At 40.7% G+C, this 24095-nt stretch carries 21 protein-coding genes; 12 read left to right on the top strand and 9 right to left on the bottom strand.

What is annotated here, in order from left to right; all coding sequences use genetic code 11:
* Window positions 1-195 precede the first annotated feature (195 nt).
* Window positions 196-2709: a phosphocholine-specific phospholipase C gene (locus tag AB1Z56_RS16355; protein WP_426789671.1), complete on the bottom strand. Its 2514-nt coding sequence runs from the start codon at window positions 2707-2709 to the stop codon at window positions 196-198.
* 160 nt (window positions 2710-2869) lie between these two features.
* Between AB1Z56_RS16355 and AB1Z56_RS16360 the strand changes: the two genes are divergently transcribed.
* From AB1Z56_RS16360 to AB1Z56_RS16390, 7 genes are all read left to right on the top strand, one after another.
* Window positions 2870-3556: a response regulator transcription factor gene (locus AB1Z56_RS16360; RefSeq protein ID WP_426789672.1), complete on the top strand. Its 687-nt coding sequence runs from the start codon at window positions 2870-2872 to the stop codon at window positions 3554-3556.
* A complete protein-coding gene (locus AB1Z56_RS16365) occupies window positions 3553-4932 on the top strand; it encodes an ATP-binding protein (RefSeq protein ID WP_426789673.1) in 1380 nt (459 codons plus the stop codon). The genes AB1Z56_RS16360 and AB1Z56_RS16365 overlap by 4 nt, the downstream gene beginning before the upstream one ends.
* 179 nt (window positions 4933-5111) lie before the next feature.
* Window positions 5112-6446 carry a TolC family protein gene (locus tag AB1Z56_RS16370; protein ID WP_309366051.1) on the top strand — a complete coding sequence of 445 codons (1335 nt, stop codon included), beginning with the start codon at window positions 5112-5114 and terminating at the stop codon, window positions 6444-6446.
* A gap of 19 nt (window positions 6447-6465) precedes the next feature.
* Complete coding sequence (locus AB1Z56_RS16375) at window positions 6466-7527, top strand: efflux RND transporter periplasmic adaptor subunit (RefSeq protein WP_309366052.1); 1062 nt, start codon at window positions 6466-6468, stop codon at window positions 7525-7527.
* A gap of 21 nt (window positions 7528-7548) precedes the next feature.
* Window positions 7549-10656, top strand: a complete 3108-nt coding sequence (locus AB1Z56_RS16380) for an efflux RND transporter permease subunit (protein ID WP_426789674.1) — start codon at window positions 7549-7551, stop codon at window positions 10654-10656.
* Between the two features lie 231 nt (window positions 10657-10887).
* Window positions 10888-11721: a sulfite exporter TauE/SafE family protein gene (locus AB1Z56_RS16385; protein ID WP_088162862.1), complete on the top strand. Its 834-nt coding sequence runs from the start codon at window positions 10888-10890 to the stop codon at window positions 11719-11721.
* A gap of 69 nt (window positions 11722-11790) precedes the next feature.
* On the top strand, window positions 11791-12192 hold the full coding sequence (locus tag AB1Z56_RS16390) for a DUF1634 domain-containing protein (protein ID WP_309366054.1): 402 nt from the start codon (window positions 11791-11793) through the stop codon (window positions 12190-12192).
* A gap of 5 nt (window positions 12193-12197) precedes the next feature.
* Here the strand turns inward: AB1Z56_RS16390 and AB1Z56_RS16395 are convergent, their stop codons facing one another.
* A complete protein-coding gene (locus tag AB1Z56_RS16395) occupies window positions 12198-12737 on the bottom strand; it encodes a GNAT family N-acetyltransferase (protein WP_426789675.1) in 540 nt (179 codons plus the stop codon).
* Window positions 12738-12984: 247 nt separating this feature from the next.
* Here AB1Z56_RS16395 and AB1Z56_RS16400 point away from each other — a divergent pair, with 247 nt between their 5' ends.
* Both AB1Z56_RS16400 and AB1Z56_RS16405 read left to right on the top strand, forming a co-directional pair.
* A complete protein-coding gene (locus tag AB1Z56_RS16400; protein ID WP_309366056.1) occupies window positions 12985-13572 on the top strand; it encodes a Crp/Fnr family transcriptional regulator in 588 nt (195 codons plus the stop codon).
* Window positions 13573-13676: 104 nt separating this feature from the next.
* Window positions 13677-14270: a YceI family protein gene (locus AB1Z56_RS16405; RefSeq protein WP_309366057.1), complete on the top strand. Its 594-nt coding sequence runs from the start codon at window positions 13677-13679 to the stop codon at window positions 14268-14270.
* A gap of 63 nt (window positions 14271-14333) precedes the next feature.
* On the opposite strand, the gene AB1Z56_RS16410 is transcribed toward AB1Z56_RS16405, so the two are convergent.
* The 4 genes from AB1Z56_RS16410 to AB1Z56_RS16425 all read right to left on the bottom strand — a co-directional run bounded on the left by AB1Z56_RS16410 (window position 14334) and on the right by AB1Z56_RS16425 (window position 18190).
* Window positions 14334-15119 carry an SDR family oxidoreductase gene (locus AB1Z56_RS16410; protein ID WP_309366058.1) on the bottom strand — a complete coding sequence of 262 codons (786 nt, stop codon included), beginning with the start codon at window positions 15117-15119 and terminating at the stop codon, window positions 14334-14336.
* A 76-nt stretch (window positions 15120-15195) separates the two neighbouring features.
* Window positions 15196-16848 (bottom strand): ABC1 kinase family protein, encoded by a 1653-nt coding sequence (locus AB1Z56_RS16415; RefSeq protein WP_313268523.1) that lies wholly within the window; start codon window positions 16846-16848, stop codon window positions 15196-15198.
* A gap of 207 nt (window positions 16849-17055) precedes the next feature.
* Complete coding sequence (locus tag AB1Z56_RS16420) at window positions 17056-17697, bottom strand: hypothetical protein (protein ID WP_309366060.1); 642 nt, start codon at window positions 17695-17697, stop codon at window positions 17056-17058.
* The gene (locus AB1Z56_RS16425) at window positions 17687-18190 is read right to left on the bottom strand and encodes an RNA polymerase sigma factor (protein ID WP_426789676.1); all 504 of its coding nucleotides are present in this window, start codon (window positions 18188-18190) and stop codon (window positions 17687-17689) included. Before AB1Z56_RS16425 ends, AB1Z56_RS16420 begins: the two co-directional genes overlap by 11 nt.
* Window positions 18191-18307: 117 nt before the next feature.
* Between AB1Z56_RS16425 and AB1Z56_RS16430 the strand changes: the two genes are divergently transcribed.
* Window positions 18308-18745, top strand: coding sequence for an acyl-CoA thioesterase (locus AB1Z56_RS16430; protein ID WP_309366062.1), 438 nt, complete (start codon window positions 18308-18310; stop codon window positions 18743-18745).
* Between the two features lie 158 nt (window positions 18746-18903).
* Here AB1Z56_RS16430 and AB1Z56_RS16435 read toward each other — a convergent pair whose 3' ends face one another.
* The 3 genes from AB1Z56_RS16435 to AB1Z56_RS16445 all read right to left on the bottom strand — a co-directional run bounded on the left by AB1Z56_RS16435 (window position 18904) and on the right by AB1Z56_RS16445 (window position 20831).
* The gene (locus AB1Z56_RS16435) at window positions 18904-19347 is read right to left on the bottom strand and encodes an Hsp20/alpha crystallin family protein (RefSeq protein WP_075994089.1); all 444 of its coding nucleotides are present in this window, start codon (window positions 19345-19347) and stop codon (window positions 18904-18906) included.
* Between the two features lie 296 nt (window positions 19348-19643).
* Window positions 19644-20354: an AAA family ATPase gene (locus AB1Z56_RS16440; RefSeq protein WP_309366063.1), complete on the bottom strand. Its 711-nt coding sequence runs from the start codon at window positions 20352-20354 to the stop codon at window positions 19644-19646.
* A gap of 78 nt (window positions 20355-20432) precedes the next feature.
* Entirely contained in the window at window positions 20433-20831 is a 399-nt protein-coding gene (locus AB1Z56_RS16445) for a dihydroneopterin aldolase (RefSeq protein WP_426789677.1), read from the bottom strand.
* A gap of 41 nt (window positions 20832-20872) precedes the next feature.
* Between AB1Z56_RS16445 and AB1Z56_RS16450 the strand changes: the two genes are divergently transcribed.
* Window positions 20873-21601 (top strand): 3-keto-disaccharide hydrolase, encoded by a 729-nt coding sequence (locus AB1Z56_RS16450; protein WP_309366065.1) that lies wholly within the window; start codon window positions 20873-20875, stop codon window positions 21599-21601.
* Window positions 21602-21866: 265 nt separating this feature from the next.
* Entirely contained in the window at window positions 21867-24050 is a 2184-nt protein-coding gene (locus AB1Z56_RS16455; protein ID WP_426789678.1) for a DPP IV N-terminal domain-containing protein, read from the top strand.
* The last annotated feature ends 45 nt before the right edge of the window (window positions 24051-24095 follow it).

Raw genomic sequence — 24095 nt, forward strand, 5'->3', positions numbered from 1 at the left:
TGTACGATCAGTGCTGATACGAAGTTGTATCCTCGTCATTATATAGAAACACGCGATCCAGAGACCTTATTTATTAGGATGTAAAAAAATAAGGTCTCCGGATTACATTTATATGCATTTACAGCAACAGAAGATAACACGTTCAATAATGAGCTTCATAAGAAATGACAACTATCCTTACTGAAACAGCCGTGATTATGCCAATAAGGGATCGGTTGTACTCTCTACCCCTGTTTCCAATCGCCCGGCGAGCTGAATAACTGGGCTGCTGTCTCCCTTAAGCTTTACTGCAATATCATACCAATTTCCTTGTTTCTCAATACCCAGGATCAATATAACTTCTTCAGCGGGAGCGATTTCCTTTGTTGTGGTATATTTTTCATAGTTGAGGCTCTCAATCGCTACAGTTACCCGCTGATCACCGTTGTTCTTTAGTCTCAGTTGCAATTTCCCTGTCGCTGCCTGAGTCAGCGCTTTAAACTCCGGAGCTACCGCTGCCTGTATCGCGGCTGCCCCCTTTTTCCCTGAAAATTTACGATAAAATCCATTTGGCCCATGTAACTCGAAAGCGTAACGATCTCCTTCAAACTTAGCTAGGTCCCATTGGTATTCCAAACGGTCACCGGCCTTCACCGCAAAATTCCAGTTACGGTAGGTTTCGCTTTGTCCTTGTTCATCACGATACGCCAGCGGACTATAAACATTGAAAGCTGTACCAGCAGTTCTTTTTCCAAAAAGCTTGGTGTCTACTGTCATCGTCAGATGAAACTGTCCGTCTTGGACATAACCCACTGCATCATGCGCATAAGGTAACTGCAATGATTTTCGAATCCCCCGCTCCTGTATTCTGTCAAATGCCGGAATCCACACATTTTTCTTCGCAAACTCAGGATCATTTACCTCGACGAAACCCCGGGGATCATCCTTAAACTGTGCATTGTATATGGTTTCGATATAAGCATCCCGATCAAGGAAAGGAAGTTGTTCCTTTTGCTGTGTAAAAGGAGTAAAAGCTGCTGTCAAATCACCACAGATTGTCCGACGCCATGCACTGATGTTATCCAGATGAATATTCTTCTTCAGCTTGCTGCTAAAGAAAGATTCCAAAAATTGCAAAGTAGACGTATGATCAAATAGCTGAGAGCAGACCTTGCCGCCTCGCGACCAAGGCGACGCAATATACATGGGAACACGAAAACCTAAGCCCACCGCCCCTTCACGTGCCTGTTTTTTAGGAATCCCCTGTTTTAGCTCATTTTCTAAACGGACCATTTCCACCTCCGTATCGATCCCGGGGGAGCATGCTCCTGTATCTTTCTTCTTTAAATCAGGCACAAGGAAAGGTTTAACATGGTCATAGTACCCGTCGTTTTCATCATAAGTAATGATAAAAATTGTTTTTTTCCAAACTTCGGGGTTTTTCGTTAAGATATCCAAAACTTCGGATACGTACCAAGCGCCATACCAAGGGGCACTGGGGTGATCTGAGAAATTCTGCGGACCTGCCAACCAAGATACGGCGGGCAATTTACCGCTGTCTACGTCTTTCCTGAATTGATAAAGAACATCTCCTTTCGGGACCTCAAGGGATCTCTTTTTTCCCTGCTCCTTAAAACGCAATGTATCCAGCGACCTGTAATTATTGTCGCCCTTATTTACCGTAAATGCACGTTCATTTAATGACTTCGTAAAATCGCTTAACTTCTTATAGTTTTCTGGATTGAATTCCTTGAGTTCAGTCTCAGCGCGCTCGAGTACCTCACTTTTTTTACGAATATCGGCACGTATCTTTTCCGCTTGTTCCTCGGAGGAAGGAGACTTCTCTTCCAACTTCGAAATCTGCATGGGCAAATCCCGAACCTGTGTTTCCAGGCTTCTGATATAGTTCTCCTTAAATTTTACCTGATAAGCCTGAAAAAACTCCAGTAGATTACACCCAAAATTGGATAGCCATGCCCTTTCCTGTCCGGAAAATCCTCCGCCACAGCTTGTCTCATTTTGATAGAAACGCCAGTTAATTCCATTCTTTTCAAGCAATTCTGGAAAAGTTCCCCAGGTCATTTTACCATAGCCAAAGTCATCGTTCCGAATATTAGCTTTTTGCAAACCATCTTTCATCTCTGTAATCTTACCCGTCCAGAAAAAGGAGCGGTTAGGCGTAGTGCTTGTCATGCCCGAGCAAAAATTCTGATCACATACTGTAAAAGCATCTGCTAAAGCATAATGAAAAGGCAGATCTTCGCGTGTAAAATACCCCAATGTTAAAGGCATAGCCGCATATTGTTTATTCCCTGATTGCTTCGACAACAACCAATGATCGTAGCGACCTTGGTTAAAGGCATCCACCTGGCTTGCTCGACTATGCGGAAGCGAACCCATCCAGGTCACTTTACTTTCCTTCAGATTTAATCGAAAAGGAGCATAGGTTTTTCCCTCTTTATCCGTTTGATACCATACGGGTAAACCGTTCGGTAAACGTATCGAACGCGGATCATTAAAACCCCGGACCCCCGAAAGACTACCTAAGGTATGATCAAAGGATCGGTTCTCCTGCATCAGGATGACGATATGTTCGGCATCTAAAAAACTACTTCCTGGGTCAGGGTCTATCGCAAAGGCTTTCTGGATAGATGCGGGCATAAAGCTGGCAATACCGGCTGCTCCCGAAAATAGTAGGGTCTTTCGTAGGAATTCTCTTCTGGTTTCCATAACACTTATTTATAATTTCGATTTGAATCTACTTATATTTCTTTTTGTTTCATATTTCTTCGCGTAAATCTTATGTTACCAAATTAAGTCCTAAGAAAAGATCTCCTTGATTGGATGATAAAAATTTGTTTATTTTTACGAAAAGACAATAGATATAAGTATGGTAGACATTTTGCTGCTCGAAGACGACAAGGTACTCTCTAAGGAGATCCGATCTTTCCTATTAAGCCAGGGTTTTACCTGTGATCAAGCCTTTGATGGTATTGAGTTTTTGGCCAAAACACACCAAAAGAAATATGGTTTTTACCTATTGGATATCAACGTCCCCAAAATCAATGGGTTGGAGATCTGTAAAAAGATAAGAAGCCATGATGCCTTTACACCAATTATTATTCTCTCAGCATACGATGATATAGACGACAAAAAGGAGGCATTTCTCCGGGCCGCTGATGACTATTTGGTTAAACCTTTCGTCTTAGACGAATTACTGATGCGGATCTATTCCCTATTACGTCGACAGCAACACAATGAAACCAATGATACAACAACACTCGTGATAGATGATCTGATCATTTATCCGGAGGAAGCCCGTGTGCTACGTGCCAATGAAGAAATTAACCTTACTCAAAAAGAATTTCAGTTGCTGCTTATCTTAGCACAGGCAAAAGGACGTACCTTATCCAAACAGCATATTTCGGAGGAAGTATGGCAAAATCAATTTCAAACAACACAGAATACCATTGAAGTTTACATCAACTTTTTGCGAAAGAAAATAGACAAGAACTTTGAAAATAAACTCATCCATACCCGGCCTGGATTTGGTTATTATCTATCGGCAGAAAAATGAATTTAAAGAAGAAAATAGCGATTAGCTTTAGCATTGCATTCTCCGTCCTTTTCGGTATTGCGATGTTGATTATCTACTATGCTAGTTTCGATTTTCGTAAAGATCAATTTCGCCAGCGACTGATTGATAAATTGGACAATATTTCTCATTATATTGCCAGTAACCCTTATTTCAACCGGCAGTCTTACAAAAACTATTTTCACGATGACGAAGATGGCCTATTCTATGAAGATGTTATCATTCTCGACAAAAATAAGCAGCTAGTCTTCAGTACCGTTAAAGATCAGACCATTACCTGGAATGCAGCGATTATCAACCGGCTTAATCAGGAAAGACAGATCTTCTACAATCAGGACCAATATGAAACACTGGCCAAATATTACCGCATCAATGGCTCGCCTTATTATATTATCGTAAAAGCGCAGGATTATTCCGGAAATGAAAAAATGGACCATTTAGCACTCGTCCTAACGATACTATTTGTCCTAAGTGCTGTTTTGGTCTGGATATTCAGTTATAAACTCATTCAGCGCCTGTTGATCCCACTCGATAAATTAAAAGACAATATCACACAGATCAATGCCAGCAAACTCACCAAACCTGTTGAATATACAGGTCATACCGACGAAATTGCGGTACTAACCCGCGCATTTAACACCATGCTGCTGCGACTTTCGACGGCTTTCGAATCACAGAAAGAATTTAATTCCAGCGCCTCCCACGAGCTACGCACGCCACTTGCCCGAATGTCCTTTCAATTGGAGAACCTTTACCATCAAAGTCAGCTGAGTGAAGAAGTAAAGCAGGTATTACGTAATATATCCAAGGAGACCTTGCATCTTTCGGAGGTAACAGATTCGCTCATGTTACTTTCAAAATTCGATTCAGAACGTTTGAAAATGACCTATACGGAAGAGCGGATTGATGAAATTATCTTTATGGCTTATGAAAAGGTAGCCAAGGTATTCCCTGACCTGCAACTGGATTTTTCGATTGGCGGAATCGATGACCCCAGACTCAGTATATTCTGTTCCGCACAATTGATTGAAATCGCTTTTGTAAACTTATTTAAAAATGCCGCACTCTATTCTTATAATAGGGAGGTTAAAGTGATGATCCTGGAATCCGGGCGCGAGCTTAAAGTACTGTTCAGCAATACCGGTCCAGCCCTGAGCACAATTGATCAAAAGCGGATTTTTGATGCATTCAGCCGCGGTGAAAATGCAAACGAAACAACAGGTTCGGGTTTGGGACTACGTATCGTTCAGCGCATCATGCAATCCCATCAAGCAACAATTGAATATCAAGCTGACCTAAAACAATCTACACATACTTTTGTATTACTATTTAAATTGTTTCCTAGCCAGGAAGGATAGTAGCAAAATTGCAATATATCAGTCTCAAATCCCTTTGTGACAATCAAATATCGCTAGTAAACCTATCCGTCAGAAGCATTACCTATTGGCAGAACATGCGTTTTTAAGCTTTTTTTAAGCATTTATTAAGGGGCTTTTAATATTCGACCAGTTATTTTGTTACATAAGTTTTGATAGACATGACAAAGAAACCTTTAATATTTTTATTGCTTTTCAATAGTATGGCTTTTGCGCAGCAAAAACCGCCACAGACAGATTATACGAGTATTCATGAAAGTACACTTGGAAAAAAGCAAAGTGAGATCTCAGGAAAAAAAATGACACTTCAAGAATGCGAGGAAGCATTTATAAAGAGTAATCTTTCTTTACTTGCCCAGCAATATGATATCAGCCAAGCTCAGGCAGATGTAATACAAGCCCGGATCTGGGATCTTCCACAGCTGGAAATGTCTGTCAATGCTTATGATCCACAGAACAAAAAAGCATTTCATGTTGGACAATCCAAGGAAGCGAGCGTATCCCAATTGATTTATCTCGGTGGGAAAAAGAAAAATGAAGTAGAATTTGCCAAATCAAATGTTGAACTTGCTAAGCTGCAATTTAGCCAGTTGCTTGCAAGTCTTCGTGCGCAGCTCCGTACAACCTTTTACTCCCTTTACTTTGAACAGCATAAGTTGGCCGACATCAAAATTCAGCTGGATTATCTCAACAATCTGCTCGCGGCTTATAAAGAACAGGGAAAAAAAGGGAACGTTTCTTTGAAAGATCAAGTCCGGCTGCAGACAATGGCCATCGATCTCAACAATGAAAAAACGACGGCGATCAATAATAGCATCAATCTACAACAGCAGTTACGTGTGCTTATTTCCAGCCCAGAAGATGTGCTTCCCAAATTAACAGACGAAGAAGCAGATCAGGAACTTGCCGTAAAACCGACTATGCCTTTCGACAAAATATACCAATTGGCCCTGGAAAACAATGCCGATTATCAATTTGCTTTAAAGACCTCAGAAAACTCTCAATTATTTACTAGATGGCAACAGTCTTTAAATACACCCGATATTAATCTTGGCCTTTCCTACAGCCAGAATGGGGGTGTATTCCATAATGAACTCAATGTCACAGCCGCCATTCCGATCCCGTTGTGGAAACAAAATAAAGGAAATGTAATCAAAGCGAAATATGCCGAAGAAGAGGCAAAGAAAAATATTGAAGTCCAACGGCAGCTGCTGGAATCACAGATACGTTCCAACTATCTGTCCTGGGAAAATCAATATAACCAGTATTTTACCATTACACCGGATGACCTACGCGACATTGCTGTGGTCTATGATGGTATTTTCAACAATTTCAAAAAAGGTAATATTTCCTTAGTTGAATTCACCGATTTTATGGATAGCTACCGCATATCTATTCTCAAGCTTTACGATATGAAAAAGGAAATTATTCTTAACGCCGAACAATTAAACTATCTGGCTCAAACTTCTATATTCAATTCAACTCATGCCAACTAAAAAACTTCTTATAGCCGCTGTGGCAATAGTACTACTTTACTCTTGCCAAAATCATAAAGAAACAGATAATGCAGCCATTGTCAAAGGTTTCGAAATTAGTGAAACGATGCTTAAATCGACAAGTTTTGCTACGGTAAAAAAAGAAAATGTGACCGAAGAACTCAATTTCTTTGGAAAGATATCAGCCGATCAAAACAATTACATCGATATTTTCCCACTTGTTGGGGGTAATGTCGTATCCGTTAATGTTTCTCTGGGTGACTACGTACATAAAGGTCAGGTATTGGCCACAATCAGGAGTACGGAAGTTGCGGGTATCCAGAAGGATCTTTCGGATGCCAAAACCGATGTATTACTTGCTGAAAAAAACTACCGGGTAGCTGAAGATATGTACAATGGTAAACTCAGCACAGATAAAGACATGCTGGAAGCAAAAGGACAGTTAACCAAAGCCAAAGAACAGCTTCGTCGCTCAGAAGCCGTAAGTCAGATCTACAATGTCCGTACGGGCAATATTTATTCGGTCGTGTCTCCAATCGATGGCTACATCGTCCAAAAGAACATCAATAAGGACATGCAGTTGCGTAGTGACCGTAGCGACAACATCTTTGATGTGGCCAATACAAAAGATGTATGGGCAATTCTTAACGTCAACGAAACAGATATCGACAAGATTAGTATGGGCATGCCAGCTGTTGTGTCTACCCTGAGCTACCCGGACAAAAAATTCCAGGGCAGTATCGATAAAATATTTAAGATCATCGATCCGCAGACGAATTCAATGCAGGCACGGGTAGTACTAGACAATAAGGATGGTTTACTTATTCCGGATAGTAAAGCGACCATTAAAGTATTGCATCGCTCCAATACGGAAGCACTCGCGGTTCCTTCTGACGCGGTCATTTTCGATCAAAACAAATATTTCGTATTAATCTATAAATCCCAAAATGATATTAAGATTCGTGAAATACAACCGATCAAACAAAACGAAGGGACAACCTATATGGCTACGGGACTACAGGAAGGTGAAAAAGTTGTTGTCAACAACAAACTTCTGATCTATAGAGCACTGAATAATTAATCCGTCTTAGCATTTATACGAATGAACAAATTCATTAAAAATATCATTGCCTTTTCCATTAAAAATAAAGCATTTACCTTTATTTGGGTCGGTATTTTGGCTATTGCCGGTTTCATTAGCTTCAAAAGCATGCCCATTGAGGCATTTCCCGACGTGACCAATACACAAATAACCATTATTACCCAATGGAATGGAAGGAGTGCCGAGGAAGTCGAACGTTTTGTAACGACACCAATCGAACTAGGCATGAGTCCGGTCCAAAAAAGAACGAGTATACGGAGTACTACCATGTTTGGCCTCTCCATTGTCAAAATCATCTTTGATGATGGTGTCGACGATACGTTTGCTCGCAACCAGGTCAATAACCTCTTGCGGTCCGTGAGCCTGCCAGACGATGTCGATCCCGAAGTACAACCCCCCTATGGCCCTACAGGAGAGATCTTCCGTTATACATTACACAGTGATCAACGCAATTCACGCGACCTCCTTACTTTGCAGACCTGGGTCATTGACCGCGCTTTACGGGGTGTCCCAGGTGTCGCCGATATTAACGTTTTTGGTGGACAGGATTTGGTTTACGAAATCAGTACTGACCCTATAAAACTCGACAAATTTAATCTAACACCTTTGCAGGTATTTGATGCTGTCAGCAAAAGCAACCTGAATGTTGGCGGAGATGTCATCGAAAAAAGTGGCCAATCTTACGTCGTACGCGGTATTGGTTTGGTCAACTCGATCAATGATATCGAAAATATCACTGTAATCAACCAAAAAGGAAATCCTGTATTTGTCAAAAATGTAGCTGAAGTTAGAGAAAGTGCGATGCCACGTGTGGGTCAAGCCGGTTTTGGAAAGAATGATGATGTGGTAGCAGGAACCATCGTGATGCGGAAAGGTGAAAATCCAAGAGAGGTTTTGACTGCTGTAAAGGCGAAAATAGACGAGCTCAACAACAAAATTCTTCCTAAAGACGTCAAGATGCAAACCTTCTATGACCGTGACAACCTCATGGATTTCACGACACATACCGTTATGCATAACTTGATCGAAGGTATCGTGCTTGTCACCTTGATGGTACTGCTCTTTATGGCAGACTGGCGCACCACGGTTATTGTTTCCATTATCATACCACTCGCCTTACTTTTTGCCTTTCTATGCCTTAAACTAGCAGGCATGAGTGCCAACTTGCTTTCTTTAGGCGCAGTAGACTTTGGTATTATTATCGACGGTGCCGTGGTTATGGTTGAAGGGATATTTGTCATGCTGGACCATCAGGCCCACAAACTTGGCATGGAGAAATTCAATAAAATGGCCAAAGCAGGCTGGATCAAACAGACAGGAACCGGATTGGGAAAAGCCATCTTTTTTTCCAAACTGATTATCATCACCTCATTGATTCCTATCTTCTCCTTCCAGAAAGTAGAAGGTAAAATGTTTTCGCCGCTCGCCTTTACCCTGGGTTTTGCGTTATTGGGAGCATTACTGTTTACATTGACGCTAGTTCCGGCTCTTTCACATATTCTGCTTAATAAGAATGTGAAAGAACGGCACAATCCATTTGTTGAATTCTGGAATCGAATTGTCGCCAAGGGTTTTGGATTTACATTCAGAAACAAGCGTCTGAGTATGATCGTCGCAATTGCTTTATTGGCGGCCGTCTTGTTTTCTGCAAAATTTTTGGGAACAGAATTTTTACCGACATTAAACGAAGGGTCCCTTTGGGTTACTGCCGAAATGCCTATGAGTACTTCTTTACGTGAATCGGTCAAAACAACCAAGCTGTTAAAGAGTACGTTGGAAACCTTCCCTGAGGTCACCGGTGTGCTCTCCCAGACAGGACGTAGCAACGATGGTACCGATCCCAATGGCTTTGGTTTTGTCCAGTTTGCTGTAGCCCTAAAACCTAAAGAGGAATGGACGCGTAAAATCAGCATGGATCAGCTGATCGAAGAGATGGACCATAAACTCAAGCAATTTCAGGGTATCACTTATAATTATTCACAGCCTATTTCAGATAACGTTGCCGAAGCGGTTGCAGGATTTAAAGCTGAAAACGGCATCAAGATTTTTGGAGACAACCTCGCAACTTTAGACCGCCTCGCAAAAGAAGTATATGCACAGGTCAAAGGTATCCAAGGCATTAAAGAACCTGGTATTATCTTAAATATCGGCCAGCCTGAAGTTAGTGTAGTATTGGATCGGACACGTATGGCTGCATTCAACGTGCTGCCAGCTGATGCACAGGCGGTACTGGAAATGGCCTTTGGTGGAAAGACCGCTTCCATTTTATACGATGGCGAACGCAAATTCAACATTCGACTGCGCTATGCACCCGAATATCGGAAAACAGAAAAAGATATTGCACAGCTGATGGTTCCGTGTGGTGATGGTACCTTGATTCCACTGAAAAGCATTGCGACCATTGAAAAAGATAATGGCGCTGCTTTTATCTATCGCGACAACATCAAACGCTATATCGGTATCAAATTTTCTATCCGTGACCGTGACTTGGGAAGCACCATTGCAGAAGCGCAACAAAAAGTCAGCAAAATTAAGCTTCCGGAAGGATATTCCATTGGCTGGACCGGACAATTCGAAAATCAACAACGTGCTACACACCGTTTAGCTCAGGTTGTACCGATCAGTTTGATCGTCATCTTTTTCCTGTTGTTTATTCTGTTCGGAAATATCAAGGATTCGTTACTTGTATTGGCCAACGTTCCATTTGCCTTGATCGGTGGTATTATTGCTTTACACGTAACGGGTATGAATTTTGGTATTTCGGCAGGGGTAGGCATGATTGCATTGTTCGGGATATGTATACAGAATGGGGTTATCCTGATCTCAGAATTCCATCAGAACAAGAAAGATGGCCTACCCAATGACCAGTCAATCTACAAAGGTGTAAAATCGCGAACACGTCCTGTCGTTATGACGGCTTTGATGGCTTCCATCGGACTATTGCCGGCTGCATTATCGACCGGTATAGGTTCGGAATCACAAAAACCATTGGCGATCGTCATCATTGGCGGACTAATCTCAGCGACGATATTGACATTGTTGGTATTCCCAATCATCTATGATATCTTCAACAGAAAAGAAAAGGTACAGCAAACAATCGCTGAATAAGGTTGTCCATATTTTATATACTATATACTTAGACCATTAAAAGGTCATCGGTACTGCCTCACGCTGTGAAGCGATAGGCAGTATCATTTTTTCGATGATACTTTTGATGTAACATTTGTATCTATTCCGGCTTTAAAGTTTCAAAAGCAATAAAAAGCCCTTAAGTTTACAACAAATTACCTTCCATTAAGCAGCAGCTGTTTTTTGGATCACACAAACAAACACATATTTATGACTATTCTCACCTTTACAATCATCCTCCTCCTGGGTGCTTTTGTAGCAGGACTCTTAGGATCCCTGACAGGCTTAGGCGGAGGGGTCGTTGTCATCCCTTTATTGACTCTTCTGTTTCATGTCGACATACGTTATGCCATTGGAGCGGCCTTATTGGCTTCCATAGCGACTTCATCCGGTGCGGCTACAGCTTACGTCAAGGAAGGCATCACCAACATCCGGCTCGGAATGTTTCTTGAAATTGCAACCACCATTGGAGCAGTTATCGGCGCTGTTATTGCCATTTACATGCCAACGAATACCATTGCAATCATCTTTGGTGTTGTACTTATCTTCTCAGCGGCAATGACGGTGCGTAAGAAAAACGAACATGCACTTTCCGGCGGTTCGGTCTTGGCGGAAAAATTGAAGCTGAACAGTACCTATCCTGCTGATGGAAAATTAATTCCTTACAAGCTGACCAACATAGCGGGAGGATTCTCTTTGATGGGGGTTGCAGGAATTCTTTCTGGCCTACTAGGAATCGGTTCGGGGTCCCTTAAAGTACTTGCGATGGACAGCATGATGAAAATTCCCTTTAAAGTCAGTACCACAACGAGCAACTTTATGATCGGTGTCACCGCAGCGGCTTCTGCGGTCGTGTATTTACAAAGAGGGTATATGGATCCAGGTATTGCTTTTCCGGTTATCCTGGGTGTTTTATGTGGTGCCATTACAGGATCCAAGCTCTTAAAACGAATGAATCCGAAGACTTTACGCATTATTTTCGCTGTCGCTATTACATTGGTGGCATTAGAGATGATCTTCAACGGATTCCAACATAAATTCTAAAACAATAGTTTACACGGTTTAAGATTTTAGTTTTGCAACGTCCTTCGATGAAGGAAATAATTACTCAAAATGAAACAAGTATTTTCGAAACACTATTGGGGCGACAAGGACATCTCGCTTTTAGTAGGGCAAATTTTACGCATAGGTGTTATACTAGCTTCTTCCATTCTTATTCTCGGTGGCATCCTCTATCTCATTGTTCATGGACAGGACGCCGTACCGAATTATAGAGATTTTGTCGGCGAGGGAAATTCCAACACAACAATTACCGGAATTATTACAGGTGCATTTAGCCAAAACATTCCACAGATTATACAACTCGGTGTGCTGCTATTGATCTGCACCCCTATCGTACGTGTGATTGGTTCGTTATTTGGATTTGTAATCGAAAAAGATAGACTTTACATTATCATCACGCTGATTGTATTAACAGTCATCATAGGCAGTATACTCAGTGGCGTCAAGGGATAATAGGCTTATCTCTTGGCCCGCAGCCAAGTAGATTTCTCCAATGCATATTCAAAATTTTTACGTTCAGGCTCATTCACATAGCTGACCATCTTTTCAGCCACTTTAATTGCGCCCAAGCGCTCCACCGCCTTCTGAGAACGATAATTTTCCGCACCAACGTGCAGATAAATCCTGTCGACAAAATTGAATGCAAAATCAAACATCATCTCTTTCACCAGGGGATTGATCCCTGCTCCCCAATAAGCACGCGCATAAAAAGTATACCCAACAAAAATAGATTTTTCGGTTTCATCGAGCCCATAATACCGCGTACATCCGATACAAGTACCACTTGTCTTATCCAAGATCAAATAGGCAGATTTACTTGCCAAAGCACCTTCAAAAAATCCACGAAAAACATCTTCTTTCCATCGGTCTTTATTGGGATGCTGTTCCCAGATCAGAGGATCTCTGGCAACCTCGTAAAGCGTATCAAAATCCGCTGGTTCAATAATTCTTAATACGACCTTATCGTTTTCAAGTGTGTTGGGTGCGACAAACTTCATGAGACACATTTATAGTTTTAGCGATTCAAAATATTCTAATTCCTACAGAAGATACCAATTATTGATGAAACTATCTGAATTACGACAATATCCAGTCAAATATTACACCAAAATGTCGATTCCAAGGCACTTATGATAAAACTACAAGCTAAGCAGTTATCAGCTGCTGAATGATTTTACATCAGAATTGACTGGAATATGTGAGCTTGTTAAATTAGCATCGCAAAATTTCGTATTTTACAGCCAAATGGAACAATTCAAGGAATTTGTAAAACAACGTATTGATGTCACCGAAGAAGAGCTTGATGACATTGTTTCACGTTATCAAGTAAGGAAAATAAAGAAAAAAGAATATTTTCTCCGGGCGGGAGAAGTCTGTCACTATGAAGCCTACGTGATCAGTGGTTTATTTAAATCATTCTATGTCACTGCTGATGGCATTGAACATATCCTACAGTTTGCGATTGAAGATTGGTGGATTGGTGATATTGCCAGCTTTAATTATCAGGAACCGGCACTGCAAAACATCCAGGCGTTGGAAAACTCCATCGTGCTGACCCTTTCCAAAAAAGATAAAGACAAGCTTTACGAAGACCATCCAATCTTTGAAAAGCTCTCGCGGATAATGGCCCAACGCGCCCAGATTGCATCTCAGCACCGTATTATCTCAGGCATAGGTTTTACAGCGCAGGAGCGCTACCTAGATTTCATCAAAAGATATCCAAAAATCTATCCGAGAATTTCCAATATGCAACTAGCTTCTTATCTTGGTGTCACGCAAGAGTTTTTAAGCCGGCTAAAAAGGCAAATATTGAAGCCTAAAAGAAATTCTTGACCTACATCAATTTTTTCTTTGTTAGTTTATCCCACCTTTGCAAAAGCTTGTTCAAACAAACATTTTGAACTTTTGAAAGTTAGATAAATAAAAAAGAAAACAACATGAATAAATTTTTCCAAATTTTGGCTGTAGCAGTATTAATGGTTAATGTTGCTGTAGCACAAGTAAAATGGTCTGCAGACCCTGCGCATACAAATGCAAGATTCGATGTAAAACACCTTGGAATCAGCTTTGTTGACGGTGAATTCACAAAGGTAGAAGGTACAGTTGAAACTGCAACAGGAACAGGTTTTAACAATGCCAAAGTTAATTTCTCCATCGACGTCAATAGCATCGATACACGTATCGCTGCCCGTGACAACCACTTAAAGACCGATGATTTCTTTGCTGCGGAAAAATTCCCTAAAATGACATTAAAGTCTATCAGTTTTAAAAATGCGAAAGTAAAAGGAAAATATATTATGGTAGCAGATTTGACGATCCGTGATGTAACGAAAAAAGTAACTTTCGACGTGACTCAAAATGGCGGAATCATTACTGATCCTTGGGGAAAAACACGTGCGGGCTTTACTGCTAAAACAAAAATTAACCGTCAGGATTTCGGTATGAAATACAATGACAAATTACCTTCCGGTGTAGAAGCCGTAGCTTCTGATGTGGATATCATTGTAAATACCGAATTGGTATTGAACTAATTGAAAAATAATAAATCACACAAACTTGGCGGGTATCCTATTTCACATAGGATACCCGTCTTTTTAGAAGCCTTTTAACATCCCGCCGTCCAGCGGAATATTTGTACCAGTTAGATAACTAGCATATTCCGAGCAGAGAAAAGCGACGAGATAACCATATTCTTCGGGTTTACCCAAGCGCTGTGCAGGAACCTGTTTTAACCGCAATTGCAGTGCCTCCCCATAGGATATACCCAAACGTTGCGCATCTAGCTTAGTTAATGACTGAATGCGATCCGTATCAAACAAACCCGTTAAGATACTGTTGACAGTCACGCCGTCTTTGGCGACATCCTCAGCCAGCGATTTGCTCCAACTAATCAATGCTGTACGAATTGTATTGGACAATACTAAATTGGACACCGGTTCTTTCACAGTAGAAGAAGAAACATTAATAATACGGCCATATCCGTTTGCCAGCATATAAGGCAGCGCGCAAGAGGTCGTATAACAGTGGTTTTGAAACAACAGTTCAAAAGCGTGCTGGTAATCCGCTAGATTTTTTTGGTCTATGGTGCCCGCTTGAGGGCCATTTGAATTGTTGATCAATATATCGACCTTATTTGATTGAAAATAATGTTCGATCTGTTTTTTGTAGGCTTCGTGATCGTTATAATCCACCAGAATATATTGGTGAATCTGTCCCTTTGACCTGTCAAGACCTTCACAGGTACGCTGTAACTTTTCCTCATGACGGGAAGCCAGTGTTACCGACACACCGCAAGAAGCGAGCACCTGGGCAATCCCCGCACCTATACCTGCAGAGCTCGCTCCAATTAATGCTTTTTTCCCATGTAGATTGATTTCCATACTTTCTTGTTTTCCGTTTGTTGTTTATATTCAATCGAAACCAAAAGGTTTCGCTCAACCTAATATATGTATGTGATTAGTCATTATCTTTGGCACGGATCATAGCAATAAATAAATAGACAGCAAAGACCCATGCCGACGCCAGACATATCCAAGCAAATACAGGGATCCCCCACCACTGTGGTTCTACCCTTGCCACGATAACCATTCCGCCCAATAGATTGAGCGACATAAACATAATACCAATAACGATGCGATTGACACCTTTGCGGAGGATTGTATTAAAGGATCGTGCACTGATCAGGCGATGGTTGAGTGTGAAATTTCCTGTCCGAAATAATCGCACAAGAGCGCGCATATCCTCTGGAAGTTTTTCGACATCGCGTGCAAAAGATTCAATTTTATGTTTTCCTTTTTTGAAGATGGCCTCCGGAGAGAGCCGCTCCATCATAATCCTTCGTGCAAAAGGTTTGATACTCTCCATAATATTGAGATCAGGATACAATTGGCGCCCGATACCTTCCATCAAGGAGATGCCCCGCATCAATTGATAGATATACTCCGGAAAGTACAAGCGATTGTCACCAATGATTTTCCACAATTTATTAAACAATAAATCTAAACTCAGATCGCCGAGCGATACATTATCGATCATATCAAAGATCTCATAGAGAGATCGTTCAAACTGATTACGATCTGGAATATGGCTAACCACAGCAACATCTTCAATCACGTCTGCAAGTCGGACAGCATCTTCGGAAATCGCCGATTGAATAAATTCTTCAAGCTGCCTACGGTCAATGCCCAATAATTTACCCATATTTCCAAAATCCAAAAAAGCGATCCGCCCATCTGGCATCACCATCATATTCCCGGGATGGGGATCGCCATGGAAGAAACCATGAATAATCACCTGCTCCAGGTACAAATTGATTCCATTTTTTACCAATGTCTGGACATCCATTCCCCGGCGCTTAATTTCCACGGCATCGGTTACCTTGAAACCATCAAGATATTCCATGCATAGAACACGATCTGAGGAGAGTTCAGGATAAACCTGAGGCACTTTAATCAGCTTATTCCCTTTAAAGTTTTTTGCGAAACGTTCAATGTTATGCCGCTCAATCACCAAAGACATCTCTTCCTGCAAAGTCATTGCGAAAGACTCAACAATCAGCGAAAGATTCAGGTTTTCCAATGCATCATTGTACATGGTCAGAATTTTGGCAATATCACGCATGAGTGCCAGATCAACGCGCATAACCTCATCAATGCCCGGACGGCGGACTTTCAAAACCGTTTGGGTTCCATCTTTTAAAGTCGCGCGATACACCTGCGCAATAGAGGCAGCAGCAAAAGGTTCGGCAGCAATCTCCTGGAAATGCGCTTCAATATCCAGATCAAGTTCTTCCGCCAGATAAGATCTAACATCAACTTCAAAAGGCGGAACATTATCCTCAAGGCGCTTAAGTTCATCAACAAGATCTTTGGGCAACAATCCTTCCCGCGTAGAAGCAGATTGACCAAGCTTGATAAAAGCAGGACCGAGTTCCTCAAGCGCCATGCGAATACGGGCATAAACACTGATATTATCGACGTCAATAGCTTGTTCTACGGCTGATCTGGATCCTTTCCACGGCAATCGAGCGATCGCATCTTTAAAACCATACTTGGCCAATATACTTAGGATCTGGGAACTGCGCTGTAACTTCTTTGTCGGATTATACATAACGGACAATGGTTTTCGATAACAATATACGAAATATCCATGCCCCAAAACACAAACACTTATAAAAACGAAGCGGATATTCCATATGGACTAAAAAAACTATGAATAAGCATATGAAACAAAAACCTTACCTATTTTGGTTCTAATCATTTTGACTAGAAAATCCAAGTCTTCAGCAGCACTGCAGACATAAGGGGATACAGTAAACTATTCCGTCTCCATTTGATCCAATTTCTCCTTGATCTGTGTGATATATCTACCGTAATAGCAACGAATCATAATTTCTGTCAGACCAAAAACAAGGATGATAGAGATAATTGCGGAAAGAATCATCCAAACAATAAAGTTGGGTTCTTTTTCAAAAGTTTCCTTGAAATGGTATAATCGATCAAACCATACGGTAGTTCGGCTCTGTGCTATCATAATAAGATACAAAAATAAAGCTTGCGGGATCATCACATAGGCCGCAATACGATAGGTCTCTACGGCATACTTCAAATCGTAATACAGCTTGAGCAAGTGTTCTTTAGAAGCCAACAACTCGATCTTTTTCGTGCTCTTTACCAAATAAAAGAACCTCCTGTAATATAAAAGACTTGATAACGATATTTGTACGATAAAAAAGTAATACGCAAATGCTGCATAACCTTCAATCTTATATATCGGCAAAATAGGAACCAAAAACAGAAACCCCATACAAACGACCCAAGAGATAAACTCGCGTTTGATATTCTTGCGGAGTTTGCTCATGATATTGCCGACTTCCTTATAGTATTTGAGATTTGGATTCTGTAAATCCTCATCTGTAGGCTGTTCCTGCCAAGATTTTTTTAACTCATCAAAATTCATACTTGTATTTTTTAATGATTTGTTGAATTCGCTCCTTCGTGCGGTTTAATTTTACGCGGGCATTGACTTCCGATATACCCAGATTTTCTGCAATCTCGCGATGGCTCTGACCTTCCAAAAACAAAAAGATAAGCGCCTTTTCGATTGCATTGAGTTCTTGAACCGCCTGATAAAAGACTTTTAGCTGCTCGTCTTTATCGCTGTCATAAGTTTCTTCTGCAAAATCGTGCCGTTCCTCTAACACATCATAAATCTGATGTTTCTTTTCTTTTTTTAAGAATACCATTGCGGTATTGAGGGCGACACGGTACATCCATGTTGAAAATTTACTCTGTTGCTTAAATGTCCCATAGGATTTCCACAGCTGATAGACGATCTCCTGATACAGATCTTGCCGCCCCTCATGATCATCCATATACATACGGCTCACCTTAACAAGAATACCTTTATTCTCGTCAATCAGTAGAAGAAATTCTGTTTCCGATGGGTTCACCTAGCGATTTTTCTTTAAATATATTTAGGTAATAAGTATAGCAAACAAACAAAGTGTTACAGCTTTATTTAAAAATATGTAAATTGTTGTTAAAAAAGAGGCTAATCGTAGAAGATTATGGAAAATATATTTTATCAAGGCCAGGTTATATGGGCGCAGATCGATGCAAATAGACATATGCGACACTCTGCTTATGCTGATATTTGTGCACAGGCCCGCAGTAATATGTTGAACAAAATGGGTTTTTCGCTGGATAAATTTGCCGAATTTCATATCGGCCCGATTTTGTTCAGGGAGGAACTTATCTATTTTAAAGAAGTCCATTTAGATGAATATGTACAGGTAAAAGTAGAACTGACAAAATACAATAAAACAAATAGTCGTTTTTCATTTATACATCAGGTTTTTCGTGATGACGGAGTTTTATGCTGTACCGTCAACGTCGATGGTGCCTGGCTGGACCTTCAAAAGCGAAAATTAACGAAATTGCCAGAAGAGATGGAGCCTTATCTTGCCAGAATTCCCCGATCTGCAAACTATGAGGAAACCGAATAGTCTTTCCGTCAAATCAAGACTGTCCTTATAAAAGAAAAATCCCTCGGAACACAAACGGAATTCCGAGGGATTAAAACATAAACTAAACCTAAAAACTATTGTCTTTTATTCACCTTTTGGTCATTTCCAAAATGAACTATTTCTTGTGTGTTGTTGAGTTATTTCACTTCAATCAAACGTTTTGCGATGATTGCATCTTCTTTCTTGCCAACAGTCAAAATTAATATCCCACCTTCATAGGCAGCCTCGATATTGCTGTAATCTACCGTCTCTGGTAATGTAAATGACCGTGAGAATGAAGAGTAATTGAATTCTTTTTTGCTGTATAATTTTTCTTCACTCACACTTTCTTCTTTTTTCTCAGCTGAAATCGTAATTAGATTTTTATCCACATTGATTTTAAAATCAGATTTATCCAATCCAGGTGCTGCCATTTCAACTTTAAATGATTTTTCGGATTCGGATATATTTACCGCTGGCACACGGGATACCAAACGATCTGAGATAAAGTTATCATTGAATAAATTGTCGAATACAGTATTTACAAATGGATTTACTGCATCAGTGTTTAAACTTTTTGTCGGGAATTTAATTAATGCCATTTTTTGTGTCCTCCTAATTTTTTGTTTTATTGTTGTTAAGCTTTTTTGTTCTAACTATTTGAAAGGTGATATTCAATTAACGTACCACCCCTATTTAAAAGACAAAATGTCACTTTAAAACAAAAACAAATGCCATTTTGACTTAAACAAAAGCTATTTTGCTACGAGTGAGTGACCTATTTGTCATCGCCCCCTCCCCATGCAAGGACAGCCCCTTACATAGATTAACGTGTAAGAGGGAAAACAGTTTATCACAAATTGTTATTTTTTTATGAACAGCATTACTCAAAAAACCGTTAAGGTTTATGTTGTTCAAGCGTAGCAATCAATAGGGATTTGACCGCATTATAAATATAGTCCTTGGCTTCCGCGTAGGAGATCCCATAGCGTCGTGGAACGCCATCTGAATAATGTGGAAATGGCGTAAATAGTTTATCATAATAGGCATCTAGCTGTACCGTACTCGGTAGTTCAAAAGCTAAACGAAGTTGAAAACGCCGGATAATGGCTGTATCCAATATTTCGGGATGATTCGTTGCCGCAATCAACACCGCCTCAGCTGGAAAATAATCGATCAGCTGTATAATGGTATTCACGAGACGCCGCATCTCCCCCACATCTTTTTCTTCACTGATCCGCGCTTTTCCGATCTGATCGAATTCGTCTAAAAACAGAACCGCTTTTTCACGCCCTGCTTTATCAAAAACCTGTTTAATATGCTGCGAAGTCTCCCCAATACGAGAAGAAATGAGGTTACTCAAATTCAACACATAAATTGGTTTCTCTAGTGCAGTTGCCAGCGCTTTCGCCGTTGTTGTCTTTCCACAGCCAGAATAACCATGCAGTAAAATCTTATTGCTAACCGGCAGACCGTATTGTGAAAGCTCTTTGATATAACGATGTTCTTTAATCAGCTGATGGAGTTTCTGACGGCTTTCTTCTTCCAAGAAAACGTCTTCCAATGCTATCTTTTCCTTATCAGCAATGACAAGATCGTAAATATTCATAATGTTCATTTAAGACTATCAGGTAACCGACCACAAACCTAGATCTTCCGTTCGATATACAGCTGGTCCAGTTTGGTTTTAATCCTTAAAATATTTGAGGCTAACTTGGGAGCAGGAAAGATCTCCTCCGAAAGGAGGATTCGATTTACGTATCACCACCTCAATTGTCACCGCATGGGAAACGTTTTCCCTAATCTGATCCAATATTTCCGAAGCTGCAGATTCTAGCAGTTTGCGTTTAGGCTGCATGACGCTGGCGGTAATCTGGTAAAGCTCTTCATAATTGAGTGTATTTTTCAAATTCTCCGTTTCAGCATTCAAAAATGGAAAACAAACGTCAATAGAAACAAAAAACTCATTACCAAGCGCCTGTTCTTCTTCATAGTAACCTATAGGCGCATAGAACCGAGCTTCTTTCAACGATACTGTCTGTAAAATGGTTGCCATGCACAAACCTAACGAAATTGTTCCAAACATTGGGATTATTTGTATATTTAGGCATACCAAAAACCCAACAGATGAACTTTTCTTTATCATCAGCGATAGCAATAGCACTTTTATTTGGTGCCACGGCATTACAGGCACAAACAAATATGAAACCTAGCGACACCGAATATTATAGTCCGGTGCCACCGACATTAACGATCAATCATGGTATTCCAAGTGATGCTATTGTCCTTTTTGACGGCAAGGACCTCAGCAAATGGAAAAGCGAGAAAGGGAATGCCAGCTGGACTGTTGCCAACAACGTGCTCGAAGTGAAACCGGGCGCAGGAGCTATTGAAACCACCGAAAACTTTACAGATTTCCAATTGCATGTGGAGTGGAAAAGCCCCGAAGTGATCAAAGGCGAAGGCCAAGGCAGAGGCAATAGCGGAATTTTCTTGCAAGGACTTTATGAAATTCAAGTACTGGACAACAATAACAACCCTACCTATGTCAATGGCGGCGCAGGTAGTCTCTACAAACAACGTCCACCACTGGCGCAAGTAATTGCACCAGACAAATGGCACGTCTATGATATCATTTATAAGGCTCCCCAATTTAATAAAGATGGAATATTGACCAACAAAGGAACAGTAACGGTCTTACATAATGGAGTCGTTGTACAAAACAATACCCAAATCGACGGTACCACAGAATATATAGGTCTACCAAAACAAATAAGCCACGGCCCAGGCCCAATTATACTGCAGGATCATGGTGATTTGGTCCAATTCAGAAACATCTGGCTACGTAAACTGTAGCTTTGCAGCAAGAATTAAAGCTTCACAGCAAACAATTTTAGTTAGAAAAGCAACAATTCTGTATTAGGTTTTATAGGGCTATTTCCCTAATTTAGCCCTATAAAATTAAAAACAAACGGAATGTAATGAGCTCGTTGTGCCCTTAATTCCCTACCGAAACAGGCTTCCAAGCCCGAGCTGTGTAGATCAATGAAGCGCAAATAACCATAGAAAACGGGCTCACTTATGCCGTTGAGTATAAACATTCACACAATATTAAAGTTTAATGAAAAGAATTGCGCTATTCTTCTTGTTGGCAAGCTCCATCAGCAGCTATGCACAACGCAACCTCAATTTAGAAGAAACCGTCTTTGGCCCCCGCACTTATGCACCGACATCGATAGCCGGAGCATCGTGGATACCAAAATCCAACACCTTCTCCTATCTCGATAAATCGTATCAGAATCTACTATCCAAAAGCGCCTCTGGCAACTGGAATGAAACGAATCTGGTCGCTAAAACAGACCTCGAAACAGCATTAAAAGCGGCCATTCCGACTGAAACTTTCAATCTGCGTCAATTTCCTTATGACTACAAATGGCGCGACGGAAATTCACTAGTACTCCAAGTTGAAGGAAAAGATAAAACCTACACTGTAGCTTACAACATTAAATCAAAAAATATTGAGAGCTTTATTGGCAACGACAATAAAGGAGCTAACCGCGAGTTAAGTTCTGATTTTTCAAAAATTGCCTATTTAGTGGACAATAACATCGTAATTATTGACAAAAACGGCAAAATTACTGCTGTAACCAACGATACAGATAAAGGGATTGTCAACGGAAGCGATTATACACACCGCCAAGAATTTGGCATCAAGAAAGGAATGTGGTGGAACAACCAGAATGACAAACTGCTGTACTACCACAAAGACGAAACGATGGTTGCCAATTATCCTTTACCGCAATGGAGCGCTAAAATTGCGGACATCAAATGGATAAAATACCCAATGACGGGACAAAAATCAGAGGAAGTTTCTTTGATCGTTTATAATACCACGACGGGACAAAAGGTAACCCTTCAAACCGGCGAGCATTCAGAGCAATACTTAACCATGGTTACCTGGGATCCATCTGGAAAATACATTTACGTCGGACTCCTTAACCGTGGCCAAAATGACCTTAAAGTCAACAAATACAATGCTGAAAACGGATCCTTGGTCAAAACCTTATTTGAAGAAACTGCAACAACCTGGGTGGAACCAGAAAACCCGTTGACGTTTCTACCAAACAAACCTGATCAATTTCTTTATCAATCCGATAAGGACGGCTACAATCAGCTTTACCTTTACAATACCGAGGGCAATTTGATTAAAAAATTAGGCTATAAAGATATCGTCATGGAAACCTTGCTCGACTTCTCGGCTGATGGCAACAAAGTAAGTTATACCGGAGTGACCAATAGCGGTTTGGATCGCCAGTTATTCGAAGTCGATTTAAAATCAGGAAAAACGACTCAATTAACAAATGAATCGGGTATGCACCATGCATCTTTAAGTGACGATGGCAAATATATCTACGATCAATATAGCAACTTAAAAACACCGAATAAAATTCAAATCAAGGAAGTTAAATCTGCTAAGGAAACAACTTTAGTCAACGCTGAAAACCCTTTTACGGGAAAAATTAATGATCCTAAAATCGAATTTGTACAGTTGACATCCGCGGATGGAAAATACCCATTAACAGGACGTATCATTTATCCAAATGATTTTGATCCGGCAAAAAAATATCCGGTCATGTACTACCTATATGGCGGATCACATTCGCAGCTTGTTTCCAATAAATGGCTTGGTGGAGCAGGTTATTTTGACATGTACATGGCACAACAAGGATATATCGTCTTCACCATGGACAATCGCGGCACAAACTATAGAGGTCGTGAATTCTACACCGCTACGCATCGCAACCTCGGTCAAAACGAAATGGCGGACCAGATGAAAGGAATTGAATTCCTTAAATCAAAATCCTTTGTTGACCAACAGCGCATGGGAATTTTTGGATGGAGTTTTGGCGGTTTTATGACCACTTCTTTCATGTTGCACCATAACGACATCTTCAAAGCTGCCGTTGCCGGAGGCCCTGTAATCGACTGGAAATTTTACGAGGTTATGTATGGAGAACGCTACATGGACACGCCGCAAGAAAATCCGGAAGGTTATAAATTGACTTCTCTGCTCAATAAAGCCGATCAGCTGAAAGGAAGATTATTGATCATCCACGGTGCACAGGACCCTGTCGTTGTACAGCAAAATAGCATGGAATTTTTAGAAGCTTGTATCAAAGCCGACAAGCAGGTGGATTACTTCCTCTATCCTACCCATGAACACAATGTGATGGGTAAAGACCGGATCCACATGTACGAAAAAATTGCTGACTACTTTAATCAGCATCTCAAAAATCCTTCTTAATGCTTAAAAATTAAGAAGATTCACAAATTTTAATCCAGCAAAAAG

Origin of the sequence: Sphingobacterium sp. WOUb80, from assembly GCF_050058145.1 — a bacterium.
In the GTDB taxonomy this organism is placed as follows: Bacteria; Bacteroidota; Bacteroidia; order Sphingobacteriales; family Sphingobacteriaceae; genus Sphingobacterium.

Excerpts from the sequence above, each read along its gene's own strand:
- AB1Z56_RS16355 (WP_426789671.1), bottom strand. The coding sequence starts at position 2,709 with ATGGAAACCAGAAGAGAATTCCTACGAAAGACCCTACTATTTTCGGGA.
- AB1Z56_RS16360 (WP_426789672.1), top strand. The coding sequence starts at position 2,870 with ATGGTAGACATTTTGCTGCTCGAAGACGACAAGGTACTCTCTAAGGAG.
- AB1Z56_RS16365 (WP_426789673.1), top strand. The coding sequence starts at position 3,553 with ATGAATTTAAAGAAGAAAATAGCGATTAGCTTTAGCATTGCATTCTCC.
- AB1Z56_RS16370 (WP_309366051.1), top strand. The coding sequence starts at position 5,112 with ATGACAAAGAAACCTTTAATATTTTTATTGCTTTTCAATAGTATGGCT.
- AB1Z56_RS16380 (WP_426789674.1), top strand. The coding sequence starts at position 7,549 with ATGAACAAATTCATTAAAAATATCATTGCCTTTTCCATTAAAAATAAA.
- AB1Z56_RS16385 (WP_088162862.1), top strand. The coding sequence starts at position 10,888 with ATGACTATTCTCACCTTTACAATCATCCTCCTCCTGGGTGCTTTTGTA.
- AB1Z56_RS16390 (WP_309366054.1), top strand. The coding sequence starts at position 11,791 with ATGAAACAAGTATTTTCGAAACACTATTGGGGCGACAAGGACATCTCG.
- AB1Z56_RS16395 (WP_426789675.1), bottom strand. The coding sequence starts at position 12,737 with ATGAAGTTTGTCGCACCCAACACACTTGAAAACGATAAGGTCGTATTA.
- AB1Z56_RS16400 (WP_309366056.1), top strand. The coding sequence starts at position 12,985 with ATGGAACAATTCAAGGAATTTGTAAAACAACGTATTGATGTCACCGAA.
- AB1Z56_RS16405 (WP_309366057.1), top strand. The coding sequence starts at position 13,677 with ATGAATAAATTTTTCCAAATTTTGGCTGTAGCAGTATTAATGGTTAAT.
- AB1Z56_RS16410 (WP_309366058.1), bottom strand. The coding sequence starts at position 15,119 with ATGGAAATCAATCTACATGGGAAAAAAGCATTAATTGGAGCGAGCTCT.
- AB1Z56_RS16415 (WP_313268523.1), bottom strand. The coding sequence starts at position 16,848 with ATGTATAATCCGACAAAGAAGTTACAGCGCAGTTCCCAGATCCTAAGT.
- AB1Z56_RS16420 (WP_309366060.1), bottom strand. The coding sequence starts at position 17,697 with ATGAATTTTGATGAGTTAAAAAAATCTTGGCAGGAACAGCCTACAGAT.
- AB1Z56_RS16430 (WP_309366062.1), top strand. The coding sequence starts at position 18,308 with ATGGAAAATATATTTTATCAAGGCCAGGTTATATGGGCGCAGATCGAT.
- AB1Z56_RS16435 (WP_075994089.1), bottom strand. The coding sequence starts at position 19,347 with ATGGCATTAATTAAATTCCCGACAAAAAGTTTAAACACTGATGCAGTA.
- AB1Z56_RS16440 (WP_309366063.1), bottom strand. The coding sequence starts at position 20,354 with ATGAATATTTACGATCTTGTCATTGCTGATAAGGAAAAGATAGCATTG.
- AB1Z56_RS16445 (WP_426789677.1), bottom strand. The coding sequence starts at position 20,831 with ATGTTTGGAACAATTTCGTTAGGTTTGTGCATGGCAACCATTTTACAG.
- AB1Z56_RS16450 (WP_309366065.1), top strand. The coding sequence starts at position 20,873 with ATGAACTTTTCTTTATCATCAGCGATAGCAATAGCACTTTTATTTGGT.
- AB1Z56_RS16455 (WP_426789678.1), top strand. The coding sequence starts at position 21,867 with ATGAAAAGAATTGCGCTATTCTTCTTGTTGGCAAGCTCCATCAGCAGC.